This window comes from Pseudomonas sp. Pseusp88, from assembly GCF_047303955.1.
GTDB lineage: Bacteria > Pseudomonadota > Gammaproteobacteria > Pseudomonadales > Pseudomonadaceae > Aquipseudomonas.
This window is the reverse complement of the sequence record NZ_JBGLYM010000010.1, coordinates 93,423-110,926: the sequence shown is the minus strand read 5'-3', so window position 1 is coordinate 110,926 and position 17,504 is coordinate 93,423. Positions and strand designations below refer to the sequence as shown.

The window sequence follows — 17,504 nt, the reverse complement described above, 5'->3', positions numbered from 1 at the left end:
AAAATTAACCGTCAACAGACCTAGAAGCCCAGGCTCGATAGCAGATCGTCTACATCGTCCTGTCCCGATACAACGTCTTCACGCTTATCGGCATGAATCTGCGGACCTTCACCCTGGGACAGATGTTTTTCTGGATCATTTTCTGCACGGATAGCGTCTTCGTCGTGTTGGATACCCGCAAAACGATCGACTTGACTGGCCATCAGCACCAGTTTGAGCAGGTTGCTTTCGACTTCCGTAACCAACTGCGTAACCCGCTTGATCACCTGACCGGTAAGGTCCTGATAATCCTGGGCCAGCAAAATATCGTTGAGATGAGCAGCAACCAGCGTCGTTTCCTTCTCGCTACGCGACAGGAAACCATCCACCTTGCGTGCGAGCTCACGAAACTCTTCGGCGCCGATTTCCCGGCGCATGAAGCGTCCCCATTCCTTGCTCAATTCCTTGGCATCGCTGCTGAGGCCGTGCATCAGCGGCGTGCTTTGCTCCACTAGATCCATCGTGCGGTTGGCCGCGCCTTCCGTCAGCCGGACAACATACGACAGGCGTTCGGTGGCATCAGTGATCTGTGACACTTCCTCGGCTTGCGGCATATGCGGGTCAATCTGAAAATTGACAATCGCACTGTGCAACTCACGGGTCAGTTTGCCGACTTCCTGATACAGGCCGCGGTCTCGGGTCTGGTTAAGCTCATGGATAAGTTGCACGGCGTCGCCGAACCTGCCCTTTTCAAGGCTGCTCACCAACTCATGTGCATGTTTCTTCAGGGTCGACTCGAAGTCGCCCATTGACGAATCTTTGTGCTCCATAGCGCCCTCGCGGCCTACATCAGCTATTTACGCGCTCAAAGATTTTTTCGATCTTTTCTTTCAGCACCTGAGCAGTAAACGGCTTGACCACATAGCCATTCACACCGGCCTGCGCGGCCTCGATAATCTGTTCCCGCTTGGCCTCGGCAGTCACCATCAACACCGGCAAGTGACGCAGGCGCTCATCGGCACGCACCTGGCGCAGCAGATCGATACCGGACATGCCAGGCATGTTCCAGTCGGTCACCAGAAAGTCAAAAGCGCCGCTTTGCAGCATGGGCAGGGCTGTCACCCCGTCGTCTGCTTCAGACGTGTTGGTGAACCCCAGATCACGCAACAGGTTTTTAATGATCCGCCGCATCGTTGAAAAATCATCAACGATGAGGATTTTCATGTTCTTGTCCAATTCGACCTCCAAGCAGTCTTTAACGCATTCAGTACCTGAACGCGCTGTTAAATCTAATTACCGGCACAGCTCACCGGCTGCACTAAACGACGACGGGCTTGGCAAATAACAGGTGTCGAGCCCAAGGGCAACTACATTTGAAGGTCCCCCGCGACCCGCTCCTGCCTTTTCTATCTTCTTACCACGCAACGCTTTGCACAGCCGACCCACAGATTCGACGAAACCCAAGGCTTCGCCAGAAATCTGTCAGCGCGCTCGCCACTCCCCCAAACGCCCTCGCAAGCGAGCTGCGCACTGACTGTGTAACTGGCTGACTCGCGATTCGCTGACCCCCAGGACCTCTCCGATTTCCTTGAGATTCAGCTCTTCGTCATAGTACAGCGCCAATACCAGCCGCTCACGCTCCGGCAGGTTGGCAATCGCGTCTGCCAACGCGGCCTGGAAACGCTCGTCTTCCAGGTCGCGCGACGGCTCAAGTGATCCGCTTGCGCCGTCCTCGTGCAGCCCCTCATGCTCTCCGCCGTCCTGTAACAGGTCGTCGAAACTGAACAGGCGACTGCCCAAGGTATCATTCAAAATCCCGTAATAATCATCGAGACTCAATTGGAGTTCGGCAGCAACCTCGTGATCTTTAGCGTCACGACCGGTTTTCGCTTCAATTGAGCGAATTGCGTCACTGACCATGCGTGTATTTCGGTGTACCGAACGAGGCGCCCAGTCACCCTTGCGCACTTCATCGAGCATTGCACCACGGATGCGAATGCCCGCATACGTCTCGAAACTGGCGCCCTTGGTGGAGTCGTACTTGGTCGACACTTCCAGCAGACCGATCATGCCGGCCTGGATCAGGTCCTCGACCTGAACGCTGGCAGGCAGACGGGCCAGCAAGTGATAGGCAATACGCTTGACCAGAGGGGCATAGCGCTCGATCAGCTCATACTGCGAATCCTTGGATGCCTTGCTGTACATACGATAGCCACTCGCTGTCATTGAACCGGTCCCGCGCTGGTCTGATGGACAAGGCGTTCGACGAAGAACTCCAGGTGCCCACGAGGGTTGGCGGGCAACGGCCAGGTATCGACCTTCTGGGCAATGGCCTTGAACGCCAATGCACATTTGGAGCGCGGGAAAGCCTCATAAACGGCGCGCTGCTTCTGCACAGCCTTGCGCACACATTCATCGTAGGGCACGGCACCGACATATTGCAGCGCCACATCAAGGAAACGGTCAGTAACCTTGGTCAGCTTGGCGAACAGGTTGCGCCCTTCCTGTGGGCTCTGGGCCATATTGGCCAGGACCCGGAAACGATTCATGCCGTAGTCGCGGTTGAGCAGCTTGATCAGGGCATAGGCATCGGTGATGGACGTCGGCTCGTCACACACCACCAACAGCACTTCCTGGGCCGCACGGACGAAGCTGACCACCGATTCGCCGATCCCGGCGGCGGTGTCAATCACCAGCACGTCGAGGTTATCGCCGATATCGCTGAACGCCTGGATCAGGCCGGCATGCTGCGCAGGCGATAGGTGAACCATGCTCTGGGTGCCGGAAGCGGCCGGCACAATACGAATGCCACCCGGCCCCTGCAACAACACGTCGCGCAGCTCACAGCGGCCTTCGATGACATCGGCAAGCGTACGTTTGGGCGTCAGGCCCAGCAGTACATCGACGTTCGCCAGGCCAAGGTCGGCATCCAGCAGCATGACGCGCCGGCCGAGCTCAGCCAAGGCCAGTGAAAGGTTCACTGACACGTTAGTCTTACCGACGCCACCCTTGCCGCCGGTCACCGCGATCACCTGTACGGGATGCATGCTGCCCATGTTATCTCTTTACCTTGTCTTGCTTAGACCGAAGCCACGTTGCGGGCTGCACGTTCAATGAAGAACAGTGCCTGGCAGACCATCGATGCAGATACATTCCTGTGTATTGCCTCACTCAGCCCACTCTCTTGCTGGGGTTGTGATACAGATCGGCAAACATGTCAGCCATAGCTTCCTCGCTAGGCTCTTCCTGCATCTGCACGTTCACCGCACGGGTCACCAACTGGTGCCGACGGGGCAGATGCAGATCGTCTGGTATACGTGGCCCGTCAGTGAGATAGGCCACGGGAAGTTCGTGACTGATCGCCAGGCTCAGCACTTCGCCAAGGCTTGCGGTCTCGTCGAGTTTGGTCAGGATGCAACCGGCCAGGCCACAGCGCTTGTAGCTGTGATAGGCAGCGGTCAGCACCTGCTTCTGGCTGGTAGTGGCCAGGACCAGATAATTGCGTGCCTTAATGCCGCGACCGGCCAGGCTTTCCAGTTGCAGACGCAGGGCCGGATCGCTGGCTTGCAGGCCGGCGGTATCGATCAGCACCACGCGCTTGCGCAGCAACGGTTCCAACGCCTGTGCCAGGGACTGGCCCGGATCGACATGGGTCACCGGCACATTGAGGATACGGCCCAGGGTCTTGAGTTGTTCCTGGGCGCCGATACGGAAACTGTCCATACTCACCAGCGCGATGTTCTGGGCTCCGTACTTGAGCACGTAGCGTGCCGCCAGCTTGGCCAGGGTGGTGGTCTTGCCCATGCCGGCAGGACCGACCATGGCAATCACCCCCGCCTCTTCCAGCGGCTCGATTTCCGGCACCACGATCATCCGCGCCAGATGCGCCAGCAACAGGCGCCAGGCCTGACGCGGCTCATCAACATCCGGGATCATCGCCAGCAGGTCGCGCGACAGCGGGCCGGACAGGCCAATTCGTTGCAAACGGCGCCACAGGTTGGCCTGCTGCGGGCGACTGCCCTGCAACTGGGTCCAGGCCAGGGAGCCGAGCTGGACTTCCAGCAGTTCGCGCAGGCCATTGAGTTCGGAACGCATGGATTCGTAAGCGCGTTGGCCACCACTCGGTTGCGCAGCGGCAGGTGCGCTGGAATAAGTAAGCGGACGTGGCGGCTCTTCGAGGGTCGGTTCGATATGGGTATCGGTGGCGTCCAGCGGCAAGCCGGCGAACAACTGGCGGTTGGTCGCACCGACCTCACCACGGTTGTTCAGCTCGGCCTGGGCGGTCACGATGCGCGACTGTGTCTTGCGCAGCTCGTCTTCGAGCTCGATGTTCGGCACACGCGGCGCCAGCGCCGAGAGTTTGTAATCCAGCGCGGCAGTCAGCTCGACACCACCAGCAATACGCCGGTTGCCGATGATGGCCGCTTCAGCGCCCAGCTCATCACGAACCAGTTTCATGGCCTGACGCATATCGGCGGCGAAAAATCGCTTAACTTGCATGACTCACTACCTCAGCCGTTGGGCCCGACAGTCGCTACGATTGTGACTTGCTTGTTGTCAGGAATTTCCTGATACGCCAGGACATGCATGTTCGGTACGGCCAGACGGCCAAAACGCGAGAGCATGGCACGTACGGGACCTGCGACCAGCAGTATCACCGGCTGCCCCTGCATTTCCTGACGCTGGGCAGCTTCGATCAGTGAACGCTGGAGCTTTTCAGCCATGCTTGGCTCGAGAAGAACGCCTTCTTCCTGACCCTGACCAGCCTTCTGCAAACTATTGAGCAATATTTGTTCCAACCTTGGCTCCAGCGTGATGACAGGCAGCTCCGGCTCAGTCCCTACAATGCTTTGCACGATCGCGCGACTCAGGCCGACCCGCACTGCAGCCACCAAAGCGGCGGTATCTTGACTCCGCGCCGCATTGTTGGCGATTGCTTCGGCGATACTGCGGATATCCCGCACCGGTACCTGTTCGGACAACAGCGCTTGCAAGACCTTGAGCAGCGCCGACAGCGAAAGAATCCCCGGCACCAGCTCTTCAGCCAGTTTCGGCGAGCTTTTGGACAGCAATTGCATCAGTTGCTGCACTTCCTCATGGCCGATCAGCTCATGAGAATGCTTGTAGAGAATTTGGTTCAAGTGCGTCGCGACCACGGTACTGGCGTCCACCACCGTGTAGCCGAGAGATTGTGCCTGGGGCCGCTGGCTGATCTCGATCCACACCGCTTCCAGACCGAATGCCGGATCCTTGGCAGTGATACCGTTGAGCGTGCCGAAGACCTGGCCAGGGTTGATCGCCAGTTCGCGCTCGGGATAGATCTCGGCCTCGGCCAGGGTCACGCCCATCAGCGTCAGGCGATAGGCGCTGGGCGCCAGATCAAGGTTGTCACGGATGTGTACGGTGGGCATGAGGAAGCCCAGCTCCTGGGAGAGCTTCTTGCGCACGCCCTTGATCCGCGCCAGCAACTGCCCGCCCTGATTGCGATCCACCAGGGGAATCAGGCGGTAGCCTACTTCCAGGCCGATCATGTCGATGGGCGTCACGTCATCCCAGCCCAGCTCCTTGGAGTCCTGGACCCGGGTCGGCGACGGCAGCAGTTCCTGTTGACGCTGAACCTCGGCCAGGGCCTGGACCTTGACCATGTTCTGCCGGCGCCACAGCATATAAGCACCGCCCAGCGCCAGCAGGCCCATGCCCAGGAAAGAGAAGTGCGGCATGCCGGGCACCAGCCCCATGACGATGATCAGGCCCGCAGCCACGACCAACGCCTTGGGCGTGGAGAACATCTGACGACCGATCAGCTTGCCCATTTCTTCCGAACCGGAAGCACGGGTCACCATGATCGCTGCCGCAGTGGACAACAGCAGTGATGGCAATTGCGCCACCAAACCGTCACCGATGGTTAACAGTGCATAGGTCTTGGCAGCATCGGCGAAGGTCATGCCGTGCTGGAAAATACCCACCAGCATGCCGCCGATGAGGTTGATGAACAGAATCATCAGGCCCGCGATGGCGTCACCGCGCACGAATTTGCTGGCACCGTCCATGGAGCCGTAGAACTCGGCTTCCTGCCCGACTTCCAGACGGCGGGCCTTGGCCTGGGCCTGATCGATCAGACCGGCGTTGAGGTCGGCGTCGATCGCCATTTGTTTACCGGGCATGGCATCGAGGGTAAAGCGCGCGCTTACCTCGGAGATCCGCCCGGCACCCTTGGTGACCACGACGAAGTTGATGATCATCAGGATCGCGAAGACTACGCCACCCACCACATAGTTGCCGCCGATCACCACTTCACCGAATGCCTGGATCACCTTACCGGCAGCCGCGTGGCCATCCTGACCGTGCAGCATGACCACCCGGGTGGACGCCACGTTCAGGGCCAGGCGCAACAGGGTGGCAACCAGCAGGATGGTGGGGAAAACCGAGAAATCCAGAGGCCGCAGAGCGTACACGCAGACCAGCAGGACGACGATGGACAGGGCGATGTTGAAGGTAAAGAACACGTCGAGCAAAAACGGCGGCACCGGCAACATCATCATGGCCAGCATGACCAACAGCAACAACGGTACGCCGAGCTGACCCTTGCCCAGGCCAGCCAGATTGCTGCGTGCGCTACTGATTAATTGAGAGCGATCCACCGATTCATACCTGCGTGCTAAATCAAAAACTTGACGCTAGAAGCGACCTGATCAAGTTATTGCAAGAAGCTGTCCAACTATGCAGGAGAAAGCTGTAGGAAATGTCCACTGGCCACACTCCAGGCGGGCAGGAGTGACTGTGGGAGCGAATTCATTCGCGAAGGCGGTATTACAGGCTATGAAAATGCGTTGAATGTACTGGCCTCTTCGCGAATGAATTCGCTCCCACAGAATCTGCTCCAAGACAATCCGCGCCACAATTGCCGTCACCAACATGCGGACGCCTCAGGAATCGCGCTGCAGATCCGGCGGAATGCTGATATCGCCCAGTGGCGTAGGCCGCTTGCCGCGACCGGCGTGGAATTGACGGATCTGGTAGACATAGGCCAGCACCTGGGCCACCGCCAGATACAGCCCCGACGGAATCTCCTGATCCAGCTCAGTGCTGTAGTAGATCGAACGCGCCAGGGCCGGCGATTCGAGGATCAGGACCTGATGCTGGGCACCGATTTCGCGGATTTTCAGGGCGATGAAGTCCGTGCCCTTGGCCAGCAGCATCGGCGCCCCCCCCTTCTCCGGGTCGTACTTGAGCGCCACGGCAAAGTGGGTCGGGTTGGTGATGATCACATCGGCATCCGGAATCGCCGAGAGCATGCGCCGCTGCGATAGCTCCTGCTGCAACTGACGAATGCGTTGCTTGACCTCGGGGCGGCCATCACTGTCCTTGTGCTCGTCACGAATTTCCTGCTTGGTCATCAACAGTTTCTTGTGCGCCTCGTAGATCTGGAACGGCACGTCCGCCGCCGCGATGATGATCAATCCGCAAGCCATCCACAGGGCGCTCCAGCCTACCACCTGCAGGCAGTGGGTAATGGCCTGCTCCAAGGGCTCATAACCAATGGTCATGAGGTCCTTCTGATCCTTCCTGAGAACCACCACTGCGACCGCGAGAATGATGCAGAACTTGGCCGTGGACTTGAGCAGCTCAATCAGGGCGTGGACCGAGACCATGCGCTTGAGCCCTGCCAAGGGGTTCATACGGCCAAATTTGGGCGCCAGCGCAGAGGGAGAAAACAGCCACCCGCCCAGCAGAATCGGGCCGATCAGCGCCGCCAGCACCATGGTCAGCATGAACGGCTGCATGGCCACCAGCGCTTCCTTGACTGCGGCCAGCAAATACCGGGTCATGTAGGTGTGATCCATGATCATTTCGCGGCTGATGGTCAGACCGTTACGCATCACCGTCATGAACATCTGCGCTATGCCAGCGCCGAACACCAGCAGCCCCCAGGTCCCCGCAATCATCAACACCAGATTGCTCAGCTCCTTGGAACGAACCACCTCACCTTTTTCACGGGAATCCCTGACCCGTTTGTCCGTGGGTTCCTCTGTCTTGTCCTGGCCATTCTCGTTCTCGGCCATATCAGCGGGCTCCGACCATGCTTCGCAGGTACTGCAAGGCATCGACGGCCAGCGGCCGGTATTGATTGAGAATTTCCGCCATGCTGAGCCAGAGGATCAGCATGCCGAGCACCAGGATCAGCGGGAAACCGATGGAGAAGATATTCAACTGCGGTGCCGCCTTGGTCATCACCCCAAAGGCTATGTTGACGACCAACAATGCGGTGATGGCCGGCAGCACCAGCATCAAACTGGCTCCCAGCACCCAGCTCAGGCGCATGACCAGTTCCCAGATGTTGGCAACATCGAAAGCCTGACCCACCGGCAGGGTGGTAAAACTCTCCACCAGTACCTCGAACACCACCAGATGGCCGTTCATGCCAAGGAATACCAGGGTCACCATCATGGTGAAGAATTGCCCGATCACCGCCACCGAAACCCCGTTGGTGGGGTCGACCATGGAAGCGAAGCCCATACCCATCTGAATCGCCACGATCTGCCCGGCGATCACGAATGCCTGGAAGAACAATTGCAACGACAGGCCCATGGCCGCACCAATGATGATTTGCTCACCGACCAGCAGCAGCGCGCTCAGGTCCAGCGCCTGTACCGGCGGCATGGGTGGCAGGCTGGGGGCGATGGCAACGGTGATCGCCAGGGCCGCGTACATGCGTACGCGTCGCGGCACCAGGGTCGTGCCGAAGATTGGCATGGTACTGAGCAGGGCAATGATACGAAAAAGCGGCAAAAGAAAGGCGGCGACCCACGTACTGATCTGGGTATCGGTCAACGCCAGGACGGAGGGCACGGCTGATCAGCCGATCACGTTCGGAATGCTGCCGTACAACGACAGGATATATTCCATGAACATCTTCAGCAGCCAGGGACCGATGACGATCAGGGTGATCAGCATCACCAGCAGGCGCGGCAGGAAGCTCAGGGTCTGTTCGTTGATCTGGGTCGCAGCCTGGAAGATCGCCACCAGCAGGCCGACCAACAGACTGGGTACGACCAGAATGGCAACCAGCATGGTCGTCAGCCACAGGGCCTGGCGGAAAATATCGACGGCAACTTCCGGTGTCATGAGACCACCCTCTTACCAAAACCAACATGATTATCTGAATAAAAGAGGTTTCTCGCAGGAGCTGCCGAAGGCTGCGATAAGGTCCGCAGGACCTTCCCGGGATTAGCGCCGGGCGCGCTGCGCACGCCATCGCAGCCTTCGGCAGCTCCTACTGGGCCGAGGCAAAACTCGATCATGGCGACACACCACCAAAACTACTGGCCAGGGTGCCGATGATCAACGCCCATCCATCAATCAGCACGAACAGCATGATCTTGAACGGTAAGGAAATGATCAGCGGGGACAGCATCATCATACCCATGGCCATCAGCACACTGGCCACCACCAGATCGATGACCAGGAACGGAATAAAGATCATGAAACCGATCTGGAACGCGGTCTTGAGCTCGGAAATCACGAATGCCGGGACCAGAATATTCAGTGGCGCCTGATCCGGCGTGGCGATATCAGTGCGCTTGGACAGGCGCATGAACAGCTCCAGGTCACTGGTGCGGGTCTGCGCGAGCATGAAGTCCTTGATCGGCACCTGGGCTTTTACAAAAGCATCCTGGGCCGTCATTTTCTCGGCCAGATAAGGCTGCAGGGCGTCCTGGTTAACCCGGTCGAACACCGGCCCCATGATGAACAGGGTCAGGAACAGCGCCATGCCGGTCATGATCTGGTTGGACGGAGTCTGTTGCAGGCCTAGGGCCTGACGCAGAATCGAAAAGACAATGATGATCCGGGTAAAGCTGGTCATCAGCATGACGAACGCCGGGATAAAGCTCAGCGCGGTCATGATCAGCAGAATCTGCAGGCTGACCGAATATTCCTGCTGGCCATTGGCGCCGGTGGCCAGAGTGATCGCCGGGATCGACAGCAGGTCAGGCCCGGCGGCAAACGCCGTGGGCGCAGCCAGAATCAGCAACAGCAGCAATAGAATGCGCGACATCACTTCTTGTCGTCCTTTTGATCCTTGCCCAGCAGCTCCATCAGGCGCTGGGCGAATTCCTGCGTCGCAGGCTGCTTCACCGGAGCCGTCACCGACTCCTTGAGCACGTGCAGCGGTGTGATCCGGCCCGGAGTGATGCCGAGCAAAATCTGCTCGTTACCGACCTGTACCAGTACCAGACGATCCCGCGGACCAATGGCCCTTGAGCTGAGCAACTCGATGAGCTGCCCATTGGCCGGACCGACCCGCTGGACCCGACGCATCGCCCAGGCCAGCAGGAAAATCAGGCCGATCACCAACAACAGTCCGAGGACCATTTGTGTCAGCTGGCCACCCAGCCCCGTACTCATGGCCGCAGCCGACGGCGCGACGGCTGGCGTGGCTGGCGCTACCACTGGCGCGGCAGCAACCGCAGCCGGCGTCGATGCCACAGGTTCCGCCGCGCCCGCCAATAATGGCAGGCACAGGGACAGGGCCAGAAGCACACCCGGAAAACGCCTCACTCAGCGCAACTTCTTGATACGTTCGCTCGGGCTGATCACGTCAGTCAGGCGAATGCCGAACTTCTCGTTGACCACCACCACCTCGCCATGGGCGATCAGGGTGCCGTTGACCAGTACATCCAGCGGCTCGCCCGCCAGGCGATCCAGTTCGATGACCGAACCCTGGTTGAGCTGCAACAGGTTGCGGATGTTGATATCGGTGCTGCCCACTTCCATGGAGATCGATACCGGAATGTCGAGAATCACATCCAGGTTAGGGCCATCCAGAGTGACCGGACCGTTGTTCTTCGGCACGCCACCGAACTCTTCCATCGCCATGCGATTGGAAGAAGAGTGTCCTTCATCAGCTGCCAGCAATGCGTCGATATCTGCCTGACCGCCTTCACCGGACTCACCCAGTGCAGCCGCCCATTCATCAGCCAACGCCTGATCTTCTGCAGACGTGATTTCGTTTTCATCAGCCATCGGTTGTCCTCGACAAGCATTAATTCATGGTCATAGCAAAATAACGGTACAGGCCGGAAGGCTCAGCGCCGCTCTATCGGTTCTATTACCTGCAGGGCCAGGTTGCCTTTGTGCGAGCCCAGCTTGACCTTGAACGACGGTACGCCATTGGCGCGCATCACCAGGTGTTCGGGCAGTTCCACGGGAATCACATCGCCAGGCTGCATATGCAGGATGTCGCGCAGCAGCAGTTGCCGTCTTGCGACCACGGCACTGAGCGGCACGGCCACATCCAGCACGTCTTCCTTGAGCGCCTTGACCCAGCGTTCGTCCTGGTCGTCCAGATCCGACTGGAAACCGGCGTCGAGCATTTCACGCACCGGCTCGATCATCGAATACGGCATGGTCACATGCAGATCACCGCCGCCGCCGTCGAGTTCGATATGGAAGGTCGATACCACCACCGCTTCGCTCGGGCCGACGATGTTGGCCATGGCCGGGTTCACTTCCGAGTTGATGTACTCGAAGTGCACTTCCATGATCGCCTGCCAGGCCTCCTTGAGGTCGATGAACGCCTGATCCAGCACCATACGCACGACACGCAGCTCGGTGGGGGTGAACTCACGACCTTCAATCTTGGCGTGACGGCCGTCACCACCGAAGAAGTTATCCACCAGCTTGAACACCAGTTTGGCGTCAAGGATGAACAGTGCCGTGCCGCGCAGCGGCTTGAGCTTGACCAGGTTAAGACTGGTCGGCACGTACAGCGAGTGGATGTACTCGCCGAACTTCATCACCTGTACGCCGCCCACTGCCACGTCCGCCGAACGGCGCAGCAAGTTGAACATGCTGATACGGGTGTAGCGGGCAAAACGCTCGTTAATCATTTCCAGGGTCGGCATGCGCCCCCGGACAATCCGGTCCTGGCTGGTCAGGTCATAACTTTTGATGCTGCCAGGCTCGGCAGCGCTCTCGGTCTGGACCAGCCCGTCGTCGACGCCATGCAAGAGGGCGTCGATTTCATCCTGGGACAGCAGGTCTTGCACGGCCATGTCGTGGTCCTACTGCAATACGAAGTTAGTGAACAGCAACTGCTCAATGACAGTCTTGCCGAGTTCTTTCTGCGCGACTTCCTGCACGCTGGCGGTGGCTTTCTGGCGCAGCATTTCCTGGCCGATCGGCGTCGACAGCTGCTCGAAGGGCAGGCCTGCGAACAACATCACCAGGTTATTGCGAATAACCGGCATATGCACTTTCAGCGCTTCGAGGTCCGCCGCATTGCGCGCCAGCATGGTGATGCTCACCTGCATGTAACGTGTGCGTCCACCTGAGTTGAAGTTGACAACGAAGGCCGGTGTCAGTGCTTCGAACACCGCCGGGTGCTTGGCGTTAGCCTCAGCGGCGGCAACGGCGGCAGGGTCGGGCTTGCTGTCAGCCTTGTGTACAAAGTACCAGGTCGCACCTACCGACAAGCCGATGGCCAGCAGAAAGGCTACGACGGCAGCGATGATGAGCTTGAGTTTGCCTTTGGATGCGGGGTCTTTAACTACTTCGCTCTTCGCCATGCCAATAATCCGTCACTATTCGAGGGGTTCGCTGATGCGTGACAGAGGGGCAGCAAGTGTTATGCCAGAGTAATCAAATTCCTGAGCAATTAAAGATGAGGGGACAATCCGGAGGCAGAGCAGCAGACTGAAAATGATCAATGCAAGCGCATTGTGGGAGCGAATTCATTCGCGAAAGCGGCATTTCAGGCAATGAAAATTTGTCAGTTGTCCCGGCCTCTTCGCGAATGAATTCGCTCCCACATTATTCGATTACACCCTGTCGCCTGGCTATAGCGCGACAGAGTGATATCCGGATGGCGTTCAATTGATCAGGCGTAGTAATCCACTTCACTGGTACCGATGACCCGCGTTGCCGGCTGATTCAACGGAATCGCCGCATCGGCGATGGCCGCATCATCAGTAGATCCGTCACCCGAACCGGAACCACCCGTACGCCCCCCCGAACCGGAACGCTGGGCGTTGGCGGCCTGCTCCTCCTGGGCCTGCTGTTGCTGGGATTGCTGGCGCGACTGATCGGAAACGCTCACATCCACCTGCCCCAGCCCCTGCTGGTTGAATGAATCACGCAACTTGCCCATCTGGCTTTCCAACGCCTCACGAACACCCACGTGGGCACTCATGAAGGTCACCTGGGTCTGTTGGTCCTGGGCCATGTTGACACGGATGTCCAGACGACCCAGCTCAGCAGGCTCCAGTTGAATCTGTGCCGACTTGAGATTCTGGCTGGACAGATACATGACTCGATCCACTACACCTTCGCTCCAGCCGCTCTGGTGCATGGCCAACGGCTGGTTGATCAGCGGCGCAGCGGTTGCAGCCGCTGGCACCCTGGCTTGCTGTGCAGCCTGACTCATTGCCGCCAGGCGATCGGCAAAGTTATCTACGCGAGTATCGGTAGCCGCGGCCTGACCATCCTTGAGCCCGTCGTCGATTATGCTGCCGAAGGATTTGTCGCTGCTCTCCGTACTGCTTTTCTGCACCGGCAACTGGTCAGCCAGGGCTGTCAGGTTATTGGCGACATTCTGCGAGGGGTCGACATTGCCAGTATCGGCCGGGCTCTTGCCGGTCTTGGCCGTGGTGGTGGTCAGTTGCGCAGTCTGCGTCGTGGATTGCGCCTTGGCGCTGGCGTTCTCCAGTGCCAGCTGCACGGCAGACAACCCTTCAAGCGGGTCGGCATAAGGGTCGAACGGTTTCTCCCCGGTAGGCGGCGTGACCTGGGCAACAACCGGTTCTGCAGTGGCCGCCTGGGAAACGGTGACTGCCGCAGCAGTCGCAGCAGCACTCGCAGCATCAGTCGCCGACTTCGGTGCTACCTCCACCACCGGCTCGGTGACTGGCTGCGCGGCGGCCTGGGCGGCAAGTGCCAGCAAGGTAGGGTCCTGGGTCGGATCAACTGTCGGCAGCGTCGGCTCGGGTGCCACTTCAGTCAGCAGAGAAGGATCGACCGGCGCATTGTCGCTGTCGCCGCTTTGTTGATCCGAACTTGCTACCGGCGTGACAGGCAAGGTATTGCCGCTATCGGCAACCGTCGACTGCGTGGACGCCGTCTTGTCGTCACTGGCAGGCTTGTCCTTGTCGGCCACCGCCTTGCTCTTTTCAGCGGGCGCCTTGTCACGCACGGTCTTGCTCGGCGTGTCACGCTCGTCCGTCGACTTGACCCTGGCCTGCTTGGAGTAGACGTCGGAGAAGCTGGAAGCATTGTCCTTGCTGGCTTCTACAGTTTTGTTCGACTGGATGGCCGAGGCGGTCTTGGTCGCGGCCGTCGCATTGGTCTGAAGAAGGGCATTGGGGGCAAGTGGCATGTTGGTCTCCGCATGAGCAGCTGGTTACCGGAACTGATAGCAAACTCCGGGCCAGTTTCAGCATCAGAGTTTTAAACGCCGGCTAAATACTCAGGGCTGAGCGGTGAGCAACTGCCGCTCGGCATCGAACAGCCGCCGTACCGTGGCGTATTCATTGACGATACTGCCAATCAACTCGACGAGGCCGGCAACCTCTTGCTGACGAGCTCGCTCTTCCAGTTGGCGGCATAAATCGGACAGGCGCATAGCCCCCATATTGCTGCTGCTGCCCTTGAAGCTGTGAGCGGTCATGCTCAGCTCCTGCAAATCCATGTCAGGACCGCTGGCAGATTGACGCAGCGCAGAGATACGCTGCTCGGCATCGCGCATAAATACGTCGAGCAAGGTGACGTACTCCCCCTCCATGACTTCCTGCAAGGTGTTGAGCACGCTGTAATCCAGATGAATGATCGACACTTGTTCACTCCTTGATCAAGAATCCGGGGATTATGCCACCTCGCCCCAGACAAACTCCACACAGGCAGTACGCCCATCCGTGGACCAGTGCGAGCAATCGCTCAGCTCGCGAACCAGGCGCAAACCACGCCCGTGCAACTCATGGACAATGGGCGGTCGCGCCAGAAGGTTTTCAGCATCGAATCCCGCCCCGCTGTCCTCCACCCGGATTTTCAGGCAGCCCCCCTCGCCAAGGGCAGACACATCAATGTGCAAGCGAATAAACCCGCTGTCCAATTGCGCGAGACGGCTGTCGCGCTCCTGATAATAGCGGGCGAAACCGGCGCAATCGCGCTTCCATGCAGAGTCGAGCCCCAGCACACCATGCTCCAGGGCGTTGCTGTACAACTCACTCAGCACACTGAACAGCTCACTGCTGCGCGAACGCAGGCCACGGACTTCCAACAATAGCTGAAGCAATCTGGGCAAGGGATTGAAGCGACGCAACGTCGAACCGCGAAACTCAAAGGTCAAGGCCCAATCCATCGGACTGAACTGGCCATCGTCATGCAGAGCCTGTCGGTGCCCCTGCGTCGAAGGCAGAGTCAACGAACCGATTTCCACCATGCTGACGTCGTCACGTGCCTGACCACCGAATGCATTGAGCGCCAGTTGAATCTCGTCGATCAGCAGATGCGGCTCGTGATTGGCGTCGAACACCTCATGCAGGCGTTGAACACCGAACAATTGCTCGCGCTGATCGCGTGTCTCGAGCACACCGTCAGACAGCAGGAACAACCGGTCTCCCGGATGAAACGGATGGACCTCAGTCGCCGCATCGAAAGCCTCGGCGCCAAGAACGCCCAGGGGCAGATGCCGGGAAACCAGTGGTATCCGCCCACCTCCGGTCGCCGCGAGCAGGTAACCGTCAGGCAGGCCGCCATTCCAGACCTCTACCTGACACAGACGAAGATCCAACGACACCAGTGTGGCGCAGCAGAACATATCCACCGGCAGGATACGCTTGAGCTTGATGTTCATCTCACGCAGGATTTCGGCCAGTGCGTAGCCTTTGCCGGTCATGCCGTAGAACACTTCGGCCAACGGCATTGCGCCAACGGCCGCCGGCAGCCCATGCCCGGTGAAATCCCCCAACAACACATGCATATCGCCAGCAGGCGTATACGCCGCCAACAACAGATCGCCGTTGAACAGCGCGTAGGGGGATTGCAAGTAGCGGATATTCGCGGCGTCCAGGCAACCGGCGTGGGCAACCTGATCGAACACAGCCTTGGCCACACGCTGCTCATTGAGCAGGTAGTCATGGTGACGGGAGATCATGTCCCGCTGGCGCAACACCGTCTCCTGCAACAGACGCAGCCGGTTCATCGCGTTGATTTTCGCCGCCAGCACCACCGGGTTATAAGGCTTGGCGATGAAGTCGTCGCCACCGGCATCCAGACACCGGGCCAGGGCTTCGCCTGAAGTCAGCGAAGTGAGGAAAATAATCGGTACCAACGACTCGCCAGCCTTTTGCTTGATACGTCGGGCCGCCTCAAAGCCGTCCATAACGGGCATCAAGGCATCCATCAATACCATGTGCGGGCGCTCGGACTCGAACATCGCCACCGCTTCGGCGCCGTTGCCCGCGCTGAGCACGCGATGCCCCTGGCGATGCACGATAGTCGACAATAACAGGCGGTCGCTGGCGTTATCGTCAGCGATAAGAATGCACAGAGGCCCCGATGAACTCTGCATCGGTCAACCTATGTGGAAGAGTTTCGAGAAATTGGAGATGGTGAGGATCTTGCGCACATCGCTACTGCAATTGACCAGGCGGATTCGCGCATGCTCGCCACCGGCGTGATCGCGCAACAGCAACAGCATGCCCAGGGCCGAACTGTCGAGAAAGTCCACCGCCCCCAAGTCAACGTTATAGCGCTGCACGGTCTCCAGAGACTCATAGGCATTGCGAAAATCGTGATGAGCCTTGAAATCGAAAGATCCCTCGATAAAGATCGTCAACTCCTGAGCATCAGGAGACAGCAGGGAAGTTACCGGCATCGAAAGTATTCCTGAAATGAATGACCGTCGCCTGAGGAAGGTGTAGCACCGTCCTCAGGCGCCAGCAAACCTGATTGAGTGCAGGGCAACGCTGGAGCGAGACTTGCCCGCGAAGGATTCGGCAAAGCCCCTCCTCTGACAAACCGTGTTGACTGGTTTGCGGGCAACCACGCTCCAACGGGTCGACCCTGCGAACAGGTGTTAGAACGGGGAGTGCCGCGGCAAACGCTGGGACAGTTCGTCCAGCAGTTTCTGCTCGCGCTTGTCTTCCAGGGCACGGGCTTCGTCGATATAACGCTGCACCAGTTTGCGCAGCCCCTCGACCCGGGCATAACACTGCTGCCAGGCGTCCCGGGCCTTATCGAGGTTGGCCTGGTGCCAGGCCAGGCTCTGCTTCTGTTGGGCCACGGCGGTTTCGAGCTGATTGAGAAAGCGCTGATAATTCATCAGCCATTCCCCGGAAACACCTTCCGAGCCCTTGCTGATCCACTGCAACTGATAGTCATAGCGAAAGCGTTCCAGCTCAGCGAGTTTTCCTTCGGCGACGCGCACCTGCCCCTGGAAATGTCCCAGACGCTGGGCAGCGGTACGCTCTGCCGATTCCGCCATTTCGACTACCGGCGCCAGGCGTGTTGCGCGACTCTGAGCCATG

General features: G+C 58.9%; 19 protein-coding genes. All 19 read right to left on the bottom strand.

The genetic code is table 11. The features are described from left to right. Positions 1-20: 20 nt before the first annotated feature. The 19 genes from ACCD02_RS15395 to fliJ all read right to left on the bottom strand — a co-directional run bounded on the left by ACCD02_RS15395 (position 21) and on the right by fliJ (position 17,503). Positions 21-809 carry a protein phosphatase CheZ gene (locus ACCD02_RS15395; RefSeq protein WP_413303225.1) on the bottom strand — a complete coding sequence of 263 codons (789 nt, stop codon included), beginning with the start codon at positions 807-809 and terminating at the stop codon, positions 21-23. 19 nt (positions 810-828) lie between these two features. Continuing rightward, the gene (locus ACCD02_RS15390; protein WP_259105415.1) at positions 829-1,203 is read right to left on the bottom strand and encodes a chemotaxis response regulator CheY; all 375 of its coding nucleotides are present in this window, start codon (positions 1,201-1,203) and stop codon (positions 829-831) included. 258 nt (positions 1,204-1,461) lie between these two features. Further along, complete coding sequence (fliA, locus tag ACCD02_RS15385; protein ID WP_259105417.1) at positions 1,462-2,205, bottom strand: RNA polymerase sigma factor FliA; 744 nt, start codon at positions 2,203-2,205, stop codon at positions 1,462-1,464. Further along, complete coding sequence (gene fleN / locus ACCD02_RS15380; RefSeq protein WP_259105418.1) at positions 2,202-3,035, bottom strand: flagellar synthesis regulator FleN; 834 nt, start codon at positions 3,033-3,035, stop codon at positions 2,202-2,204. Before fleN ends, fliA begins: the two co-directional genes overlap by 4 nt. A 115-nt stretch (positions 3,036-3,150) precedes the next feature. After that, entirely contained in the window at positions 3,151-4,479 is a 1,329-nt protein-coding gene (gene flhF, locus ACCD02_RS15375; RefSeq protein WP_413303222.1) for a flagellar biosynthesis protein FlhF, read from the bottom strand. An 11-nt stretch (positions 4,480-4,490) separates the two neighbouring features. Further along, positions 4,491-6,620, bottom strand: coding sequence for a flagellar biosynthesis protein FlhA (gene flhA, locus ACCD02_RS15370; protein WP_413303219.1), 2,130 nt, complete (start codon positions 6,618-6,620; stop codon positions 4,491-4,493). A 285-nt stretch (positions 6,621-6,905) separates the two neighbouring features. Next, entirely contained in the window at positions 6,906-8,042 is a 1,137-nt protein-coding gene (flhB, locus tag ACCD02_RS15365) for a flagellar biosynthesis protein FlhB (RefSeq protein WP_413303217.1), read from the bottom strand. A 1-nt stretch (position 8,043) separates the two neighbouring features. Continuing rightward, positions 8,044-8,829, bottom strand: coding sequence for a flagellar biosynthetic protein FliR (gene fliR / locus ACCD02_RS15360; RefSeq protein ID WP_413303214.1), 786 nt, complete (start codon positions 8,827-8,829; stop codon positions 8,044-8,046). A gap of 6 nt (positions 8,830-8,835) precedes the next feature. After that, a complete protein-coding gene (fliQ, locus tag ACCD02_RS15355) occupies positions 8,836-9,105 on the bottom strand; it encodes a flagellar biosynthesis protein FliQ (protein WP_259105430.1) in 270 nt (89 codons plus the stop codon). Between the two features lie 172 nt (positions 9,106-9,277). Continuing rightward, positions 9,278-10,036 carry a flagellar type III secretion system pore protein FliP gene (gene fliP, locus ACCD02_RS15350; protein WP_413303211.1) on the bottom strand — a complete coding sequence of 253 codons (759 nt, stop codon included), beginning with the start codon at positions 10,034-10,036 and terminating at the stop codon, positions 9,278-9,280. Continuing rightward, complete coding sequence (gene fliO, locus ACCD02_RS15345; RefSeq protein WP_413303208.1) at positions 10,036-10,539, bottom strand: flagellar biosynthetic protein FliO; 504 nt, start codon at positions 10,537-10,539, stop codon at positions 10,036-10,038. The genes fliP and fliO overlap by 1 nt, the downstream gene beginning before the upstream one ends. Further along, on the bottom strand, positions 10,540-11,004 hold the full coding sequence (fliN, locus tag ACCD02_RS15340) for a flagellar motor switch protein FliN (RefSeq protein ID WP_413303206.1): 465 nt from the start codon (positions 11,002-11,004) through the stop codon (positions 10,540-10,542). It abuts the gene before it with no gap. 62 nt (positions 11,005-11,066) lie between these two features. Then, positions 11,067-12,035, bottom strand: coding sequence for a flagellar motor switch protein FliM (gene fliM / locus ACCD02_RS15335; RefSeq protein ID WP_259105439.1), 969 nt, complete (start codon positions 12,033-12,035; stop codon positions 11,067-11,069). A gap of 9 nt (positions 12,036-12,044) precedes the next feature. Beyond that, positions 12,045-12,548 carry a flagellar basal body-associated protein FliL gene (gene fliL, locus ACCD02_RS15330; RefSeq protein WP_413303203.1) on the bottom strand — a complete coding sequence of 168 codons (504 nt, stop codon included), beginning with the start codon at positions 12,546-12,548 and terminating at the stop codon, positions 12,045-12,047. A gap of 311 nt (positions 12,549-12,859) precedes the next feature. Next, positions 12,860-14,353, bottom strand: a complete 1,494-nt coding sequence (locus ACCD02_RS15325) for a flagellar hook-length control protein FliK (RefSeq protein ID WP_413303201.1) — start codon at positions 14,351-14,353, stop codon at positions 12,860-12,862. A gap of 90 nt (positions 14,354-14,443) precedes the next feature. After that, positions 14,444-14,758 carry an Hpt domain-containing protein gene (locus ACCD02_RS15320; protein WP_413303427.1) on the bottom strand — a complete coding sequence of 105 codons (315 nt, stop codon included), beginning with the start codon at positions 14,756-14,758 and terminating at the stop codon, positions 14,444-14,446. Between the two features lie 81 nt (positions 14,759-14,839). Continuing rightward, on the bottom strand, positions 14,840-16,546 hold the full coding sequence (locus ACCD02_RS15315) for a SpoIIE family protein phosphatase (RefSeq protein WP_413303199.1): 1,707 nt from the start codon (positions 16,544-16,546) through the stop codon (positions 14,840-14,842). Between the two features lie 3 nt (positions 16,547-16,549). Continuing rightward, positions 16,550-16,852, bottom strand: a complete 303-nt coding sequence (locus tag ACCD02_RS15310) for an STAS domain-containing protein (RefSeq protein ID WP_413303196.1) — start codon at positions 16,850-16,852, stop codon at positions 16,550-16,552. 201 nt (positions 16,853-17,053) lie between these two features. Beyond that, positions 17,054-17,503 (bottom strand): flagellar export protein FliJ, encoded by a 450-nt coding sequence (gene fliJ, locus ACCD02_RS15305; protein ID WP_413303194.1) that lies wholly within the window; start codon positions 17,501-17,503, stop codon positions 17,054-17,056. Between the last annotated feature and the right edge of the window lies 1 nt (position 17,504).